The 16,967-nt window shown below is 70.5% G+C and carries 14 protein-coding genes; 7 read left to right on the top strand and 7 right to left on the bottom strand.

Translation table 11 applies throughout. The features are described from left to right. Positions 1-50 precede the first annotated feature (50 nt). Together ABZ027_RS18215 and ABZ027_RS18210 are read left to right on the top strand one after the other, a co-directional pair. Positions 51-956 carry a sugar ABC transporter permease gene (locus ABZ027_RS18215; protein WP_356769373.1) on the top strand — a complete coding sequence of 302 codons (906 nt, stop codon included), beginning with the start codon at positions 51-53 and terminating at the stop codon, positions 954-956. Continuing rightward, a complete protein-coding gene (locus ABZ027_RS18210) occupies positions 953-1,882 on the top strand; it encodes a carbohydrate ABC transporter permease (RefSeq protein WP_356769371.1) in 930 nt (309 codons plus the stop codon). Before ABZ027_RS18215 ends, ABZ027_RS18210 begins: the two co-directional genes overlap by 4 nt. A 63-nt stretch (positions 1,883-1,945) precedes the next feature. On the opposite strand, the gene ABZ027_RS18205 is transcribed toward ABZ027_RS18210, so the two are convergent. Next, entirely contained in the window at positions 1,946-3,994 is a 2,049-nt protein-coding gene (locus ABZ027_RS18205) for a glycoside hydrolase family 2 TIM barrel-domain containing protein (RefSeq protein WP_356769369.1), read from the bottom strand. Between the two features lie 163 nt (positions 3,995-4,157). Between ABZ027_RS18205 and ABZ027_RS18200 the strand changes: the two genes are divergently transcribed. Beyond that, positions 4,158-5,447 carry a cellulase-like family protein gene (locus ABZ027_RS18200; protein WP_356769367.1) on the top strand — a complete coding sequence of 430 codons (1,290 nt, stop codon included), beginning with the start codon at positions 4,158-4,160 and terminating at the stop codon, positions 5,445-5,447. A 192-nt stretch (positions 5,448-5,639) separates the two neighbouring features. Beyond that, positions 5,640-8,048 carry an Orn/Lys/Arg decarboxylase N-terminal domain-containing protein gene (locus tag ABZ027_RS18195; protein WP_356769365.1) on the top strand — a complete coding sequence of 803 codons (2,409 nt, stop codon included), beginning with the start codon at positions 5,640-5,642 and terminating at the stop codon, positions 8,046-8,048. A gap of 57 nt (positions 8,049-8,105) precedes the next feature. Here ABZ027_RS18195 and ABZ027_RS18190 read toward each other — a convergent pair whose 3' ends face one another. The 3 genes from ABZ027_RS18190 to ABZ027_RS18180 are packed head-to-tail and all read right to left on the bottom strand — an operon-like array spanning position 8,106 to position 10,854. Continuing rightward, positions 8,106-8,900 carry a restriction endonuclease gene (locus ABZ027_RS18190; protein WP_356769363.1) on the bottom strand — a complete coding sequence of 265 codons (795 nt, stop codon included), beginning with the start codon at positions 8,898-8,900 and terminating at the stop codon, positions 8,106-8,108. Positions 8,901-8,935: 35 nt separating this feature from the next. Beyond that, the gene (locus ABZ027_RS18185; protein ID WP_356769361.1) at positions 8,936-9,412 is read right to left on the bottom strand and encodes a DUF2809 domain-containing protein; all 477 of its coding nucleotides are present in this window, start codon (positions 9,410-9,412) and stop codon (positions 8,936-8,938) included. Next, complete coding sequence (locus ABZ027_RS18180) at positions 9,409-10,854, bottom strand: GH1 family beta-glucosidase (protein ID WP_356769359.1); 1,446 nt, start codon at positions 10,852-10,854, stop codon at positions 9,409-9,411. The genes ABZ027_RS18185 and ABZ027_RS18180 overlap by 4 nt, the downstream gene beginning before the upstream one ends. 144 nt (positions 10,855-10,998) lie before the next feature. Between ABZ027_RS18180 and ABZ027_RS18175 the strand changes: the two genes are divergently transcribed. Continuing rightward, positions 10,999-12,582: a glycoside hydrolase family 43 protein gene (locus ABZ027_RS18175; protein WP_356769357.1), complete on the top strand. Its 1,584-nt coding sequence runs from the start codon at positions 10,999-11,001 to the stop codon at positions 12,580-12,582. Here the strand turns inward: ABZ027_RS18175 and ABZ027_RS18170 are convergent. From ABZ027_RS18170 to ABZ027_RS18160, 3 genes are all read right to left on the bottom strand, one after another. Continuing rightward, positions 12,537-13,586, bottom strand: a complete 1,050-nt coding sequence (locus ABZ027_RS18170; RefSeq protein WP_356769570.1) for a LacI family DNA-binding transcriptional regulator — start codon at positions 13,584-13,586, stop codon at positions 12,537-12,539. The two genes, ABZ027_RS18175 and ABZ027_RS18170, sit on opposite strands and share 46 nt — an antisense overlap. Before the next feature lie 175 nt (positions 13,587-13,761). Beyond that, complete coding sequence (locus ABZ027_RS18165; RefSeq protein WP_356769355.1) at positions 13,762-13,977, bottom strand: hypothetical protein; 216 nt, start codon at positions 13,975-13,977, stop codon at positions 13,762-13,764. Between the two features lie 108 nt (positions 13,978-14,085). Further along, the gene (locus ABZ027_RS18160; protein ID WP_356769353.1) at positions 14,086-15,000 is read right to left on the bottom strand and encodes a LysR family transcriptional regulator; all 915 of its coding nucleotides are present in this window, start codon (positions 14,998-15,000) and stop codon (positions 14,086-14,088) included. Positions 15,001-15,106: 106 nt separating this feature from the next. Here ABZ027_RS18160 and ABZ027_RS18155 point away from each other — a divergent pair, with 106 nt between their 5' ends. Further along, complete coding sequence (locus ABZ027_RS18155; RefSeq protein ID WP_356769351.1) at positions 15,107-15,952, top strand: oxidoreductase; 846 nt, start codon at positions 15,107-15,109, stop codon at positions 15,950-15,952. A 210-nt stretch (positions 15,953-16,162) separates the two neighbouring features. Continuing rightward, complete coding sequence (locus tag ABZ027_RS18150; protein ID WP_356769349.1) at positions 16,163-16,825, top strand: CBS domain-containing protein; 663 nt, start codon at positions 16,163-16,165, stop codon at positions 16,823-16,825. The last annotated feature ends 142 nt before the right edge of the window (positions 16,826-16,967 follow it).

Raw genomic sequence — 16,967 nt, 5'->3', positions numbered from 1 at the left:
GCGCGACACGGCCACCGCCGTTCTCCCTCCGGACTCCAGAAAGAACCCTGATGCCCACCCGAACGTCCCGCCGCCGCAGAAATCTGGCGCCCTTCGCCTTCGTCGCGCCATTCCTGCTGCTGTTCCTGCTGACCTTCGCCGTCCCCATCGGCTACGCCGTCTACCAGAGCGTCATGGATGTCGAGCACACCGGCGCCCTGGGGCTCGGCGGCACCCGCACCGTCTTCGTGGCGCTGCGCAACTACTCCGACGCGTTGTCCGACGACGCCTTTCTGAGCAGCATCGGTCGCGTCCTGCTGTTCGCGGTCGTCCAGGTGCCGGTGATGGTCGTGCTGTCCGCCGGGCTCGCGCTGCTGCTGGACAGCGCCTCGGCCAGAGGCGTGCGGTTCTTCCGCGCCGCCTTCTTCCTGCCCTACGGCGTCCCGGGGGTCATCGCGTCCATCCTGTGGGGCTTCCTGTACGTTCCGGGAGTCAGCCCTCTCGTGGACGGCATGCGCCACCTGGGGGTGTCGGTCGACCTGCTGGGCGGGAACACGGTTCTGTGGTCCATCGCGAACATCGTCACGTGGGAGTTCGCCGGCTACAACGTCCTGGTTCTGGTCGCCCAGTTGCGCACCATCCCCGCGGAGCTGTACGAGGCCGCCCGCATCGACGGCGCCGGCGCGTGGGTGACGGTCCGGCATGTCAAACTGCCGCTGCTGCGCCCGGCGCTGGTCCTCACCACGGTCTTCACCATCATCGGCACCCTGCAACTGTTCGCGGAACCGCTGGTGCTCAAGCCCGTCTCGTCGAGTATCGACAGCGCCTACACCCCCAACCTCAGCGCCTACAACGAGGCGTTCACCAACGACAACTACCACCTCGCCGCCGCCGAGGCAGTGCTGCTCGCCCTCGCCGCATTCGTGCTCTCCTTCGGTTTTCTGCGGCTGATCAACAAGAGAGGTGGGGACGCGTGAGTCTCCAGACACCGGCCCGCACAGTCCCGCCACGGGGCGAGACGCCCGCCTCCGACGACGGCACGACGCCGCGCGGCGGCATCACCGGGGTCACCACACGCAGTCGCATCCTGGTCATCGGTCTGCTCGTGGCGGCCGCCGGGTACTTCCTGCTCCCGGTGTACTGGCTGGTCGTGGCGTCCACCAAGTCCACCGGCGGCTTGTTCGGCAGCTTCGGCCTGTGGTTCTCGCATCCCCAGTTCTGGAGCAACCTGCACCAGGTCGTCACCTACGACCATGCGATCTACCTGCGCTGGGCCGCCAACAGCCTGCTGTACGCGGGCGTCGGCGCGGCCGTGGCGACGCTGCTGGCCGCGATGTCCGGCTACGCGCTGGCCAAGTTCTCCTTCACCGGCCGCGACACGATCTTCAACGTCGTGCTGGGTGGCGTCCTGATCCCCGCCACGGCGCTGGCGCTGCCCATGTACCTGCTGTTCAGCAAGGCAGGCCTGGCCAACACCTACTGGGCCGTCCTGCTGCCGAGCTTCGTCAGTCCCTTCGGCGTGTACCTGTGCCGGATCTACGCCGCGGCCTCCATACCGGACGAGTTGTTGGAGGCGGCCCGCATCGACGGCGCGGGAGAGATCCGCATCTTCACGACCGTCGCGCTGCGGATCATGACCCCCGCCCTGGTGACGATCTTCCTTTTCCAGTTCGTCGGCATCTGGAACAACTACTTCCTGCCGTTGGTCATGCTGTCCGACGCCAAGCTGTACCCCATCACCCTCGGCCTGACGTCGTGGCAGTCGTTCGCCGACCGTCAGCCGCAGCTCTATCAGCTGACCGTTGGGGGTGCCTTCGTCTCCGTCGTCCCGCTGATGATCGCCATGGTGGCCCTGCAGCGCTTCTGGCGCAGCGGTCTGACCGAGGGCAGCGTCAAGGGCTGAGAGCTTGACGGCAGGAGGGGGAGGGGCGGTCCGCCCCTCCCCCTCCTGCCGTGCCCTGTCAGGTCACCTGCCCCTGGGATTCACCGCCTCGCGGAACGCGTCGTAGACGAGCTTGGGGCGCTCCTCGGCGAAGGTGAGCAGGCCCATCACGGAGATGCCGTTGTAGGCCTGGTTGTACCCGGCCCGCTCCTTGTAGTCCTTGAGCACCCAGTAGGTGAACCCGGCGACGAACGCGCTGCGCGCGGTCACCTGCGCCCAGTGGGCGGTGAAACTCGCCGCCTGCCACTCCTCCGTGCCCTGCGTGGTGTCCGGACCGTGGGTGCCCGCCTCGGACCAGGTGCCGTTCTCGGTGATCAGGATCGGCTTGTCGGGATACTTCGCGTGCACCGCGTCAAGCGTGGGTCCGAGGTCGGCGTCCTTGCCGTAGAAGTAGCCGAAGTACTCGTTGAACCCGATCACGTCGGCGAGGTCGAAGGCGGGGTCGTTGCTGGTGTTGGAGGCCCAGGTCACGGGGCGGGCGGTGAGGTCGACGGCCTTCACGGCCGCCTTGAGGTCGGCGAGCCAGGCCCGGTAGACCGGGGCGCCGTCGGCGTCGATCTCCGACTCGTTCTGCAGTCCCCAGAGGATCACCGACGGGTGGTTGTGCTGGTTCCACGCCATCGTCAGGGCCAGTGCGCGGGCGAGGCCGTAGCGCTCGGTCTGGAGCTTTTCCTGGGCGGTGTTGAGCCACATGGTGTCGATGTCGTCCATGACCGTGACGCCGTGCTCGTCGGCCCAGTCGTAGACGTACGGGTGGCGGTTGTAGACGCAGTTGCGGATGAGGTTGGCGCCGAGTGCGGTGATGTGGCCCAGTTCCCGGTCGTACTCGGCGGGCGTCATCGCTCTGCCGTGCGCGGCCGTCTCCTCGTGCCAGTTGAGTCCCTTGAGGAACAGCGGCTTGCCGTTCAGCCGCACCTGCGCGTCGCCGACGGTCAGGTCCCGCACGCCGTACACGGTCGACAGGGTGTCCACCCGCGGGCCTGAGGACTTCCCGGAGGTCAGGGTGGCGCGGGCGGTGAGGGTGTGCGGTGCGGCCGGGCTCCATCTCGGGGCGTGCGGCACGGGGACCGAGACGGGCACGACGCCGGCCGATCGGGCCGCGATCCTGACCTCGACCCGGACGGGCGGGGCGCCGCTGTCCCGGCCGGGGTCCAGCGTGAGCCGGCCGTCGAAGTCCGAGGCTGAGTGGTTCTCGACGACCGCGCGTGCCTCCAGTCGTCCGTTCGCGCCGGACACCAGGAGTTTGGTGATGGTGACCTGCGGGACCGCCTCGATCCAGGCCGACCGGGTCAGCCCCGCGTAGGGCCAGTAGTCGACCGGCTTGTACGGCACCTCGTAGTCGTCGGTGACCGCCTGCCCCGTCGAGGCCGTGTAGTCGGTGTAGCTCGCCCGGCGGAAGACCCGCACGGCGATCGTCTGGCGCGTTCCCGGCCTCAGCGCCCCGGCGACCGGGAGCGCGAAGGGTGAGTTGGCGCCTTCGTGCTTGCCCAGTCGGGTGCCGTCGAGCCAGACCTCGGCGCTGTAACCGGCGGCCAGGAAGGCGATGCGTACGTGCCGGGCCCGCCAGGATCCGGGCACGTCGACGGTGGTGCGGTACCAGGCGTACCCGTCGCTGAACGCGGTGCCCTGGCCGAAGGGGGTGGTCTGCGAGCCGAATCCGGGTGTGTTCAGCAGGTCCCAGGCCGCCGGCACGTCGATGAGGCCCCACGCCCCGTCGTCGTGGTGCGCGGACTGCCAGCCTTCGGCGAGTCCCTGGTCGTCGGGGTCGAAGCGGAAGCGCCACTTCTTGTCCAGGGTGAGGTACTCGCGGGTGGGCTCATGGGTGCGCCAGCCGTCGAAGGCGGGGAGCACCGTGCCGTACTGGAAGACGACGTTGGTGCCGCCGACCTCACGCACATGGGTGCCGGAGGGTTCGGTGTCCGGGTGGGTGTCGAGCACCGGGCCGGTCGCGGCGGCCACGGCCGGGCCGTCTGCCGCTCGCGCCGTCTGCGGCCAGGCCGGCAGGGCGACGAAGCCGGCCGCACCGAGCGCCGTGACGACGGCGCGCCGGGACGGATGGGTGGATTCGGTCATAGCGGGCGACTCCTCGATGCGCGCGGGTTCGTTCGCCCCACAGCCTGGACAACCCCGCCACCCTCGTCAAGGATTATTCATAAATAATGAATTGAGCTAGCGTGGTGCCGCCGCTCCGCCGATCCGCGACGGCCCACCGCACACGAACACGACGGGTGACCCCATGACCGCACAGCAACAACCCGCTCGGCTCAAGACCACGGGCCGGCTCGCCATCACTCTGTGGGACTTCAGTTGGTACACGCAGGCCGGACCGGGCGAGCCGTTCGCCGACCTCGACCGCGCCTTCGCCGAGACGGTGGAGCGGGGCTTCAACACCGTGCGCATCTGCGCCATGCCCTTCCTGCTGTTCTCCGGACGCGTCGACGAGCCGGAGTCCCTGCAGGTCCGCGGCCTGGGCGCGCAGTTCGGACAGCGCACCCGCTGGTACAACGTGCACGGCGGCTACCCGCTGGACGGCCGCCGACGGCTCATCGAGCTGTTCGAGGCCGCCGCCCGCCATGACTGCAAGGTCATCGTGTCCTCGTGGGAGTACCAGCAGTCCCCCAGCTTCGCCGACACCGACAGCTGGCACCGCGCCCTGGCCGACGTCCCGGGCCCGGACCGCGCCGAGGCGGTCGCCGAAGCGCTCGCCGAGCTGCTGGACTTCCTCACCGAACGCGGGCTGGCCGGCCCCGTCGCCTACGTCGAGGTGCACAACGAGGTCGACAACTGCTCCCTGGTGCCCGGCGACGGAACCACCCGCCACTACGCCCGGCTGCGCGGCCCCCTCGAACGCGCCGTGAAGCTGCTGCAGGCACGCCACCCCAGCATTCCGGTGACCTACTCGCTGGGTGAGCCGTGGCCCGACGAGCTCGACGATCTGCCGGAGCAGGCGCAGATCGCGCACTTCCACTTCTACGTGTACGGCGTGCTCGGCGCGCTGTACGAGGCGGTGGGGCTCGGGCACGGCACCGAGGCGGCGCCGGAGACGGCCACCTGGCCCACCCCCGAACTGGCCGCCATGCTGCGCCCCGACGCGCCCGCCTTCGCCGACTACCAGCCGGACGAGCCCTGGCGTCTGGCCGCGACCGGCATCCCGCGCGAACTGTTCTACGCGCACGACTGGGTGGACCCCGACCGCTGGGACCTGTGGCTCTACGAGAACTATCCGGCGCACCGGCAGGCCATGCGGGAGACACTGGCCGGGTGGGTCGACTCCGTCGCCGATTTCGCCCGCGACCGCGGCATCCCCGCCGTCCTCGGTGAGAGCGTCGTGGGGTACACCCCGCTGCTGACGCGCTTCGAGGAGGACGCCGTCGGCAAGGACATCGCGGAGTTCGTCGTCGACCGCTGCCTCGCCGCGGGGTTCCACGGCGTCGTCCTGACCTCCAACGCCGCTCCCCACCACCCCATGTGGCACACCGACCAGGACTGGATGCGGCGGGTCAACGCCCGGGTCACCGCCGGCTGAACGCGCCCCGACGGCACCCGAAGACCCCACCGCCCATCCGGCACATAGCCGTTCGACGATCCCCTCACCCCGAGCCCTCGACGACAGGCGTTTCCGTCGTGCGGGTGGTTTACCGTGCGCTCCCCTCGGTCCGGCCGGGTTCTCTCGGAGACTGAGCGGGGGCGGCGGTACGGGCCGCCGGGAGGGAATTCCATGGCGGACAGCAGGATTCTGATCGCGGTGCGGGAGCATCCTCGGGACGAGGGGGCCGGCTCGGAGCAATGGGCGGGGATCGGTCAGGCGATCCAGGCGCGGGGTTTCGACGTCCGGTGGGCGGTCGGGGTGGCCGACGCCGAAGCGGTGTTACGGACCGAGGCCGGACTGACCGCGGCGCTGGTCGCCTGGGACCTCCCGGGCCGAGGGGGCGGGGACGGTGAGCCGGGGGGCGCCACGGTGCTCCGCTCGATCGGCCGGCGGTTCAAGGATCTGCCGGTCTTCCTGGTCATGACGGACGACGGCGTACGCGACCTGCCGCTGTGGGTGTCGGAACTGATCGTGGGGTACGTGTGGCCGCTGGAGGACACCCCCGGCTTCATCGCGGGCCGGATCACCACCGCCGCCGGGACCTACCGGGAAGCCGTCCTGCCGCCCTTCTTCCGCGCGCTGCGCCGTTTCGACGACGCGCACGAGTACTCCTGGCACACCCCGGCCCACTCCGGCGGTGTCGCCCTGCTGAAGTCGCCCGCGGGCCGGGCGTTCCACGACTACTTCGGGGAACGGCTGCTGCGCAGCGACCTGTCGATCTCCGTCGGGGAACTGGGCTCGTTGTTCGAGCACACCGGCCCGATCGGCGAGGCGGAACGCAACGCCGCCCGGGTCTTCGGCGCCGACCTCACCTACTTCGTGCTGCACGGGGATTCCACCTGCAACCGCGTGGTCGGCACCTTCAGCGTCACCCGCGACGAGATCGCCCTGGTGGACCGCAACTGCCACAAGTCGGTGCTGCACGGGCTGGTCATGTCCGGCGCGCGCCCGGTCTACCTGATCCCCACCCGCAACGGCTACGGCCTGGCCGGACCGCTGCCTCCGGCGGAGCTCGCCGCGGGGTCGGTCGCGGCGCGGGTGGTGGCCAACCCGCTGACCGGGCAGGCCGTGTCACCGGACGCCCAGTACGCCGTCTTCACCAACTCGACCTATGACGGCCTGTGTTACGACGCCTCGACGGCGGCGCGGGCGTTCGCCGCGAGCACTCCCCGGCTGCATTTCGACGAGGCGTGGTTCGCCTATGCCCGCTTCCATCCGCTCTACGCGGGCCGGTACGGCATGTCGGTGGACGAGGACACCTTCCCCGGCCCGGACCGGCCGACGGTCTTCGCGACCCAGTCGACCCACAAGTTGCTGGCCGCGCTCTCGCAGAGCGCCATGGTCCACGTCCGGCCCGCGCCCAGGGCGCCCGTCGAACACGACCGGTTCAACGAGGCGTTGATGATGCACGGCACCACCTCCCCGCTCTACCCGATGATCGCGTCGCTGGATGTGGCGACCGCGATGATGGACGGGCCGCAGGGCCACTGGCTGCTGGACGAGGCCGTGACCGAGGCGGTCCGGTTCCGTCAGGAGATGGTGCGCATCCGGCGTCGGATCGAGGAGGCCGGTGACCGGCCGCCGTGGTTCTTCGGCGTGTGGCAACCCGAGTCGGTCACCGACCCGGGCACCGGCGCACGAGTGCCGTTCGACGAGGCACCGGCCGATCTGCTGCGCACCGAGCCGTCCTGCTGGCACCTGGAACCGGGCGCCGCCTGGCACGGTTTCCCGGGGCTCACCGACGGCTACTGCATGCTCGACCCGATCAAGGTCACCCTGACCTGCCCCGGCATCGACGCGACCGGTGCGGCAGCCGAGTGGGGCATCCCGGCACGGGTGCTCACCGCGTACCTGGCCACCCGTCACATCGTCGTGGAGAAGACCGACAGCTACACCACGCTCGTGCTGTTCTCCATGGGCATCACCAAAGGCAAGTGGGGCACCCTCCTCGACGCCCTGATGGACTTCAAGGCCCTCTACGACGAGGACGCCCCCCTCGACCGTGTGCTGCCCGCGCTAGTCGCCGAGCATCCCAGGCGCTACGCCGGCCTGACCCTGCGCGATCTGTGTCAGGACATGCACGACCATCTGCGCTCGGCCCGCCTCGTCGACCTGCTGGACACAGCGTTCCGGCAGTTGCCGCAACCCGCGGCCCCGCCGTACCTCTGCTACCAGCAGCTGATCCGCGGCGGCACGCAGCGCGTACGCCTGGCCGACGCGCCGGGCCAGGTGGCCGCCGCCATGGTCACCGTCACCCCGCCGGGCATTCCCGTCCTCATGCCCGGCGAGAGCGTGGGCGTGCCCGACGGCCCCCTGCTGCGCTACCTCACCGCCCTGGAGTCGTTCGACCGTCACTTCCCCGGATTCCGCAGTGAGACCCACGGCGTGACCCTCGACCCCGACACGGGCGACTACCTCATCGAGTGCCTGCGGCCGACGGCGGACGACGACGCGGAGGCGACGTACCGGGCATTGAAACCGGCCGCCGTGCCACCCGCCCCACGCAGTCACCCGATGGAAGCCCGAGGGCGCCCCTGACCGTGCCGGTGGGTGCGCGACGGGCGTGACAGCCGCCGCGGTTGTCGGCGGCGGCTGTCAACGGTAAGCCTCCTCGGTCCATGACTCCCACGGCGCCGGACCGGTGCCGGCGCTCCATGCCTCCAGGGCCGGCCCGTCCCAGCACAGGATCCCGCACTGCTCGGCGTACTCGACGGCCGGTTCGGTGAAGTCGCTGGTGGTGACGACGACGGCGACGTCGGCCTGGTGGACGGTGAAACAGGTGCCGCCGAAGCGCTGCAGGTCCTGGGAGCCGACCCGGTGGCCATCGCCGTAGCGCTTGCACTGGATGACGACGCGCCGCCCGTCCGGAGCGACGGCCAGGACGTCCGCACCGAGGTCGCCCGCCCCGCCGACGACTTCGACGTCCGAGCATCCGTCCCGCTCGCACAGGGCGGCTGTCGCCGCCTCGAACTCGTCCGGGCTCAGGGCGTCCGGGGCGGCCACGGCATCGCGTGGGAGGACGACCGTCTCCTCGAGGCCGGCGCCGACGGCGGAAGGTTCCGGGTCCGCACCCACGGACGAGGGGGTGTCCAGCACCTCGACCGCCCTACCTGCTCCCTGGTCGAGCGCGACGGCGGCCCGGCGCGCCGTCCTGGAGAGGGAGAACCGGCGTCGCCCGTGCCGTAGGGCCATCACGATCGCCACGCCCACGACGCCCAGCGCGAGGGCCCACGCGGGGCGTCGCTCGACGGCACCGGCCGCCGCCCGCACCGAGAAGCCCACCAGGATCACCACCAGGGCCAGCAGGCCGAAGAACGCGGCGGTTCGACGGATGTCGAACGGGCGGCGTCGGCGCCGCACGGGTCGGAAACGGCGTATGGGCGTGGCCACGGCGAAGCGTCCCCCTCACGGAAGCAATACGAAGATCACTCTCGTCTTCCCAAGATCAGAGACTTCATCGTTCTTCTCGCCGACTTCGCGTCGCCCGAGTTCGAGGAGCCCACCGCGGAGTGGACGAGCCAGCCCACCGCCGCGCCGACCGCGTACCAGACCAGGTCGGGTGGATTGAAGGTGGAACCGAGCACCAGGCGGGCGACGGCGCTGCGCCGGGCGAGCTCCGCCGGGGCGTCGGTGAGTTGGGAGAACTCGACCGCGCAACTGACGGCCAGCGCCGTTCCGGCGGCCGCCAGCGGGGTCACACGTGGCGCTGCCAGCACGACGAGCGCATGCAGCAGGACGGTGTACAGCGCGTCTCCGCCGTACTTGGCCACGTCCCCGGTCGCCACTGCCCTGAGCCCCAGCCCCGCGCCGATGGTCACCGCCGCGGCCCCGGCCGCGACCAACCGGGTCCGTACCGGATCCGCGGGTGTGGCCAGGTTCATCCTGGTCCGCCTTTCCTTCATCTGGTCGGCAGCGGTGGGATGCTGCCGGTCACCGCGAGGTCCCGGTACCACAGGGCGCTGTCCTTCGGGGTGCGGCGCTGGGTCTCGTAGTCGACATGGACGATGCCGAAACGTTTGGAGTAGCCGTAGCCCCATTCGAAGTTGTCCATCAGGGACCACACGAAGTATCCGCGCAGATCGACACCGGAGGCGAGTGCCCGGTGGGCGGCGACGAGGTGGCGGCGGAGGTAGTCGACGCGCTGGGGGTCGTGGATGGCGTGGGTGCCGTCCGCGCGGGCGGCGGGGTGGTCCTCGAAGGCCGCCCCGTTCTCGGTGACGACCAGAGGCTGGTTCGGGAACCGGGTGTGCAGGTCCAGGAGGAGATCCTCAAGGCCCTCGGGGTCGATGTTCCAGCCCATGGCGGTGTGCGGGCCCTCCTGTTCGAGGAACTCGACCTGGGGCGAGCCCGGCCAGGGGGAGCCTCCCACGTCCTTGTGACCGTCGTTGTTCTGACGCGGGGTCACGCCGTCCCAGAGGCGGACGGCGGTGGTGGCGTAGTAGTTGACGCCGAGCAGGTCCAGGGGCTGGTGGATGTCGGTGAGGTCGCCGTCCCGCACGAACGCCCAGTCGGTGACCGCGGCGGTGTCCCTGAGGAGGTCCTCCGGGTAGTGTCCGCGCAGCAGCGGTTCGGTGAAGGAGCGGTTGGCCAGCGCGTCGATGCGGCGCACCGCTTCGTCGGCGCCGTCGCCCCTGCCTCGCAGAACGTGGAAGTTGAGACTGATGGCGCACTGCGGGCTGTTGGTGGTGACCGCCCTGAGCTGTTGGACGGCCAGTCCGTGAGCGAGGTTGAGGTGGTGGACCGCGGTCAGCGCCGCGGCGCCGTCGGTGCGGCCGGGGGCATGCGCTCCGGATCCGTAGCCGAGGTAGGCGGAGCACCATGGTTCGTTCAGCGTGGTCCATACCGGGACGCGATCGCCGAGAGCGGCGCCGACGGTGCCGGCGTAGTCGGCGAGGGCGAGGGCGGTGTCGCGGTTCGTCCAGCCCCCCGTGTCTTCGAGGGCTTGGGGCAGGTCCCAGTGGTAGAGGGTCGCTACGGGGGTGATGCCCCGGTCGAGGAGGCCGTCGACCAGGCGACGGTAGAAGTCCAGGCCTTTGGGGTTGACCGGACCGCGGCCGGTGGGTTGGACACGCGGCCAGGAGATGGAGAACCGGTAGGCGCGCAGGCCGAGGGACTCCATGAGGTCGAGGTCGTCCTCCAGGCGGTGATAGTGGTCGGCGGCGATGTCTCCGGTGTCGCCGTTCCACGTCCGGCCCGGGGTGTGGGAGTAGGTGTCCCAGATGGAAGGACCGCGTCCGTCCTCGTCGGCGGCGCCCTCGATCTGGTAGGCGGCGGTCGCGGAGCCGATGAGGAAGTCCGGGGGGAAGGCCAGGTGCCCGGTGGGTTCGTGCCGGGATGTCGGCATGCGGGTGCCTCTCTGATGTCGTGTGGACGGACGCGTCTTTCGGATCTTTCTTTCGTAGCCTTGATGTTAACGTTAACAATCCGTCGAGGCTTCGGCCGCGACCGATCCCGTCCCCGCCCCATGTCTGCCTCGGAGTGCGCCCTCGTGTCGACCTTCGCCAATCCCGTTCTCGCCGGCAGCCATCCGGACCCGTCGATCTGCCGGGTCGGGGAGGACTTCTACCTGGTCACGTCAACATTCGCGTACTATCCCGGGATCCCGGTCTTCCACAGCCGCGACCTGGTGAACTGGAGCCCTCTGGGGCACGTGGTGCGCCGGTCTTCGCGTCTGTCGCTGACCGGGCTGGACGTCTCGGACGGCATCTGGGCTCCCACCATCCGTCATCACGAGGGCACGTTCTACGTGGTCGCGACCCTGGCGAAGAGCCGCCAGGGCAGCGTCACGTTCCTCTCCACCGCATCCGACCCGGCCGGCCCCTGGTCGGAGGCGATCGTTATGGACGCGGAGGGCATCGACCCGTCGCTGTTCTTCGACGACGACGGCCGTTGCTGGTTCACCGCCTGCCGCGACGCCGCCCGCCCGGACGTGACCGGTCCCGGTGAACTGTGGATGCGCGAGCTCGACCTCGACACCCTGGTTCTGACCGGCCCGACCCATGTCCTGTGGCACGGGGCGCTGCGCGGTGCCTGGGTGGAGGCGCCGCACCTCTACAAACGCGATGGCCTGTACTACCTGATCGCCGCGGAGGGGGGCACGGAACACCACCACGCCGTGACCGCGGCTCGTGCCGACGCCGTCACCGGTCCCTACACCACGGATCCCAGGAGCCCCCTGCTCACCCACCGCCACCGCGGAGCGGCGGAGCCCATCCACAACGTCGGCCACGTCGACCTGGTCGACACCCCCGCCGGGGAGACCTGGGCCGTGGCCCTGGGCGTGCGGCCGACCGACGGCACGCACACGCTCGGCCGCGAGGTGTTCCTTGTACCCGTCGAATGGACCGCCAGGGGCCCCGTGTTCGCACCGGACAGCGGACGTGTACGGCTGTCGGAGCGGCTGCCCGCCGGGATCACGGTGGCGCCCGTGGGGGCGCACCGGGACGGCCGTGTGCTGGACCGATTCGACGGCACCGCACTCGCCCCGGACTGGTACAGCCTGCGCGGACCGGTCGACGGACTCGTCTCGCTCCGCCCCGGCGAGGAAGGGCTGACCATCCGCCTCTCCCCCGAGACCCTCACCTCTACAGGCACCCCCGCGTTCATCGCCCGCCGCCAGCAGCACCTACGCGTGCGCGCGAGCACCCGGATCCGCTTCACCGCCGTCGCACCGACGCAGGAAGCGGGGCTGGTCGTCTTCCAGAACCACGACCGGCACGCCACGCTGGCTCTGACCGTCGACGCCTCCGGAATTCCGCATGCGGTGCTCACCGCCCGGGAAGCGGGTACCGACACTCGCCTCGCGGCGGTCGCCGTGACGGACGACGAGGTCGTCCTCGCGGTGGACAGCGACGAGTCCGGCTACACGTTCTACGTCAAGGACGGCACCTGGGCGACCCTGGGCAGCATCGAGCGATCCTTCTTCAGCACCGAACGAGCCGGCGGATTCGTCGGCGTGCACCTCGGCCTGTACGGCACGGGCGACGCCGAAGCAGGTCAGGGCGAGGCACTCATACGCTGGTTCGACTACGCGCCCGCCGCTGCGTCCCGGGCAGGACGGGAGGGGACGTGACGACGGGACGGTGAACCGGCGGGAGGAGGAGCGGTGCTGCGCCGCACGACGAGCTCCGGCGTGATCTTCTCGCGCGCCGCCTTCTCCCCGTGCAGCGTCCGCACCAGCAGCTCGATGGCGCTCCTGCCGAGGTGGAGGAAATCCTGCCGCACCGTGGTCAGGGCCGGCACCAGGTAGTCGACCCCCTTCATGTCGTCGAATCCCACCACCGACACGTCCTGCGGCACCTTCACTCCACGCTCCGCGAACGCCGCCAACACCCCCATCGCCATCAGGTCGTTGCCCGCGAAGACCGCTGTCGGCAGACCTGCCTCGTGCGTGCAGAGTTCGTGGGCGAGTCGGAAGCCGCTCTCCGCGGTGAAATCCCCTTCCAGCACGACTCCCTCCGCTCCCGCGGCAGCGAGTTCAGCCTGCCAGCCTTCGACGCGCGCCCGAGCGTCGAAGGTGCGTGGGGGGCCGGAAAGGTGGGCGACGCGCCTGTGCCCGAGGTCGAGGAGGTGCCGAACCGCCAGCCGGGCACCGAGTTCCTGATCGACCTCGACGAAGCTCAGATCGGGGTTGGGGACGCTCCCGGACATCACCACGGCCACCGGCACCTCGAACACGAGGCCCGCCAGCGCCTCCACCACGACACTCCGGTCGGCGACGACCGCGATCGCCTCCACCGACTGGTCGGTGAGCCGCCGCAGGGTCTCCACCAGATCGCCGGTGGTGCTCTCACCCTGCCGGCTCGCCAGGCTCACCCAGTAACCGGCTTCCTTGGCGGCCGTCTCCACGCCGAGCAGGATGCGGGGCAGTTCGAACAGCTCCGACCCGACGATCACCACACCGATCGTCGCCGAACGGCGGCTCTTGAGGGCCCTGGCCACACTGTTGGGGCGATAGCCCAGCTTTCGAATCGCGGCCTCTACTCGGGTCCGGGTCTCCGGCCGCACCGACGGATGATCGTTGATCACCCGGGAAACGGTGATGTGCGAGACGCCTGCCTCCCGTGCCACATCCATCATTCCTGGTGGCCGGTTCATCTCAGTCGTTCCCCTGCCCTCGGCCCGGCGCACGGCGTTGCGCCCACACCGCCGATACTGACACAGGCTTCGGGCCACATCCGCGTGACGGTTCGGCCCACCGGGCAGTCGGCCCGTGCCCCGAAGGACCACGGCCAAGAACGGCTTCGTCGCGTCACGGCAGCCACTGCTCCGGACCGCCGCCCCGCCACTCGATCAGCCCGGACTGCCGCACCCAGTCCTCATCGACGTCCCCCAGGCCCGCGCCACGCAGGAACTCGACGACGTCCAGCAGACCGTACGCCATGCCACGGAACTGATCGCCCACTCGCACCCGCCGTCCGCCGTCCACGGCGGGCCGGTAGATCACGATGGGCTGGGCGTCGGCCATGGCACCAGCGTGCCGTGTGTGGCGGCTCCGCGCATGTGGGGCCGCCGGTGCCCGCGCACACCGGGGACGGCGGGAATGGCGAGGATCCCGAGGGGCTGAGCAGCCGCATCAGCAGGTCGTGGCCCCGACCTCGCGCGCGGCGGCAAGGTAGGCGAGAACCAGTGGCCGTCTGTCGCCCTGAGCCGCGGCCACCGCAAGTCGAGCCGGGGAAATGCCCCGGACCGGTACGGCGATCACCCCGTCCCGGACGACCAGCGGGGCGTTGCCGGTGGCCAGCAGCGCCACTCCCTGGCCGCCGGCGACCGCCTCGTGGGTCTCCTCGGCGCTGGAGACCACCCCGCCGATCCGCGGTCGTCGACCATCGCGGGCGTCCAGGGCGAGCCAGTAGTCCCGCAGCGGTCCGGCCTCCGCCGGGAGGGCGAGGAAGGGCTCCTCCAGCAGGTCGGCGAAGTCCACCTGTCCCTCGGGGTCACGGGCGGCCCGCGCCGCCAGGGGGTGTCCGTCCGGCAGCGCGACCAGCCGGGGCTCGCGGGCCACCACCTCGAACCGGTAACGGTCACCGTCCGGCAGCGGCAGCCAGACGAAGGCGACGTCACTGGATCCGTCCGCCAACCCGGCGCTGGGATCCGCCCAGTTGACCTGACGCAGAACGGGCCGCGCGTCCGGACACCGGGAGACGAGGCGGGTCCGCAGGGCGGGCAGCAGACCGCGCCCCGGGCTGGTGGACATGCCGATCACCAAGGCGCTCCGCTCGGCGGCCTTCGCCTCCTCCACCGCCGCTTCGGCCGTCTCCCAGGCGGCCAGCACCTCGCGGGCGCGGGGCAGCAGGGCTTCCCCCACAGCGGTCAACCGCACGGTCCGCCGGTCACGTTCGAACAGGACCACGCCGAGTTGCTTCTCCAGCATCCGTATCTGCTTGCTCAGCGCGGGCTGGGAGACGAACAGCCGCTCGGCGGCACGGGTGAAGCTCAACTCCTCGGCGACCGCGGTGAAGTAGCGAAGATCGCGCCCATGTACATCCATAACCCATGGCTATCACGGCGTGTCTTGGACGTCGTCCGCGCTCCGCCGGAAGGATGGGACCTGTCGACGGGGAAGTCCCGAACGGCAGTTGACGAGGGAGACACAGATGAGCGGCAACGCCAAGGTCTGGCTGGTCACCGGCGCGAGCAGCGGTTTCGGGCGGGCCATCGCGGAGGCCGCGGTCGCCGCCGGTGACACGGTGGTGGCGACGGCGCGGCGGACAGAGTCGCTGGACGACCTGGTCGCCGCATACCCGGACCGGGTGGACGCGGTCAGCCTGGACGTCACTGACGGCGCGCGGATCGACGCGGTGGCCGCCGACGTCCTGGCCCGTTACGGCAGGGTGGACGTGCTGGTGAACAACGCCGGCCGTACCCAGGTGGGAGCGTTCGAGGAGACAACCGACCGGGAGCTGCGCGACCTGTTCGAGCTGCACGTGTTCGGTCCGGCGCGGCTGACCCGGGCGCTGCTGCCGCAGATGCGGGAGCGGGGCAGTGGATCGGTGGTGAACATCAGCAGCCTCGGCGGGCAGCTGTCCTTCGCCGGGTTCTCCGCGTACAGCGCGACCAAGGCGGCGCTGGAGCAGTTGTCGGAGGGCTTGGCCGACGAAGTGGCACCGTTCGGTGTCAAGGTGCTGATCGTGGAACCCGGCGCGTTCCGAACCAACCTGTTCGGCAAGGGAGCCGCGTACTTCTCCGCCGAGAACCCGGTGTACGCGGAGAAGGTCGGCGCGACCCGGCAGTTGGTACGGGACGGCGCCGGCAGCCAGCCCGGCGACCCGGCGAAGGCCGCGGCGGCGATCCTGCTGGCTCTGGACGCCGAGAGGACCCCGCTCCGTCTCGCCCTCGGCAACGACGCGGTCGACGCCCTGACCGGGCACCTGGACTCCGTGCGAGCCGAGCTCGCCGAGTGGGAGAAGGTCTCCCGGGGGACGGACTTCGCTTCGGAATGACAGCCGACGGGGTGGCAGCCGAGCAGGGAGGGGGTTGTCCGTGCGGGGTGGTCGTTCCGAGGTGCGTTCCGGGGCGCCGCGCGGTGGAATGGGGGGATGCAGCACCGGAAGTCGGGCGTAATCCGCGGTGTGCCGCTCGTTGCCTACAGTGTGAAGGCCGTACGCGCACGTCGCCCGGCCCGGAGCCGGACCCCGAGAGGAAGCCCTGCGATGAACCACCAGACGGTGCGCGGCGTGATGAGCAACGCGGTCGTCCGTGTCCAGGCCAGAACCCCGTTCAAGGAGATCGCGCACCTGCTGCTGGAGTACGACATCACGGCGGTGCCCGTCGTGGACGCGGAGGACCGCCCGGTGGGCGTGGTGTCGGAGGCTGATCTGCTGCACAAGATGTGGGGCGGGCAGGAGGGCACCGCCCCGGCCTCGGGCGTACGGCCCACCAAGGCATGGGCCACCGACGCGGCCGGGCTGATGACCTCACCCGCCGTCTGTGCGGGCGAGGACTGGAGTGTCGTCGACGCCGCCCGTGTCATGGCTCAGCACGGCATCAAGCGGTTGCCCGTGGTCGATGAGGGCCGGCGGTTGATCGGTGTGGTGAGCCGGAGTGACCTGCTGCGGATCTTCGTGCGGACGGACCAGGCGATCCGTACCGAGATCGTCGAGGAGGTACTGGTCAGGAGTCTCGGCCTGGCTCCCTCCGCCGTGCATGTGGACGTGGCGCACGGTCAGGTGGTGCTCAGCGGGCGGCTGTCACCGGAAGTTTCGGTGCCCGCCCTGGAGGAGCTGTGCAGGAACGTCGACGGTGTGGTGGCCGTGGAGTTCAGACCGGTCCAGGAGACCGATGCCGACGACCCGGTACACCAGATCCCCGGATGACGTGTGCGGTGCGGCCACCCCATGGCGCATACCGCAGGGGCCGTTCCTCGCGTCGTGTTGCGCGGAACGGACCCAGCTGCCCACCTTCTACAAGGACTTCCCGACCGACGTGTCCCCGCTCACCCGCCAGCACCGCGCCGAC

This window comes from Streptomyces sp. NPDC006332, assembly GCF_040612855.1.
Taxonomy (GTDB): Bacteria; Actinomycetota; Actinomycetes; order Streptomycetales; family Streptomycetaceae; genus Streptomyces.
This window is presented reverse-complemented; position numbering and strand designations above follow the sequence as displayed.

Excerpts from the sequence above, each read along its gene's own strand:
- ABZ027_RS18165 (WP_356769355.1), bottom strand. The coding sequence starts at position 13,977 with ATGGCCGACGCCCAGCCCATCGTGATCTACCGGCCCGCCGTGGACGGC.
- ABZ027_RS18155 (WP_356769351.1), top strand. The coding sequence starts at position 15,107 with ATGAGCGGCAACGCCAAGGTCTGGCTGGTCACCGGCGCGAGCAGCGGT.
- ABZ027_RS18180 (WP_356769359.1), bottom strand. The coding sequence starts at position 10,854 with ATGCCGACATCCCGGCACGAACCCACCGGGCACCTGGCCTTCCCCCCG.
- ABZ027_RS18150 (WP_356769349.1), top strand. The coding sequence starts at position 16,163 with ATGAACCACCAGACGGTGCGCGGCGTGATGAGCAACGCGGTCGTCCGT.
- ABZ027_RS18200 (WP_356769367.1), top strand. The coding sequence starts at position 4,158 with ATGACCGCACAGCAACAACCCGCTCGGCTCAAGACCACGGGCCGGCTC.
- ABZ027_RS18195 (WP_356769365.1), top strand. The coding sequence starts at position 5,640 with ATGGCGGACAGCAGGATTCTGATCGCGGTGCGGGAGCATCCTCGGGAC.
- ABZ027_RS18170 (WP_356769570.1), bottom strand. The coding sequence starts at position 13,586 with ATGGATGTGGCACGGGAGGCAGGCGTCTCGCACATCACCGTTTCCCGG.
- ABZ027_RS18215 (WP_356769373.1), top strand. The coding sequence starts at position 51 with ATGCCCACCCGAACGTCCCGCCGCCGCAGAAATCTGGCGCCCTTCGCC.
- ABZ027_RS18185 (WP_356769361.1), bottom strand. The coding sequence starts at position 9,412 with ATGAAGGAAAGGCGGACCAGGATGAACCTGGCCACACCCGCGGATCCG.
- ABZ027_RS18160 (WP_356769353.1), bottom strand. The coding sequence starts at position 15,000 with ATGGATGTACATGGGCGCGATCTTCGCTACTTCACCGCGGTCGCCGAG.
- ABZ027_RS18205 (WP_356769369.1), bottom strand. The coding sequence starts at position 3,994 with ATGACCGAATCCACCCATCCGTCCCGGCGCGCCGTCGTCACGGCGCTC.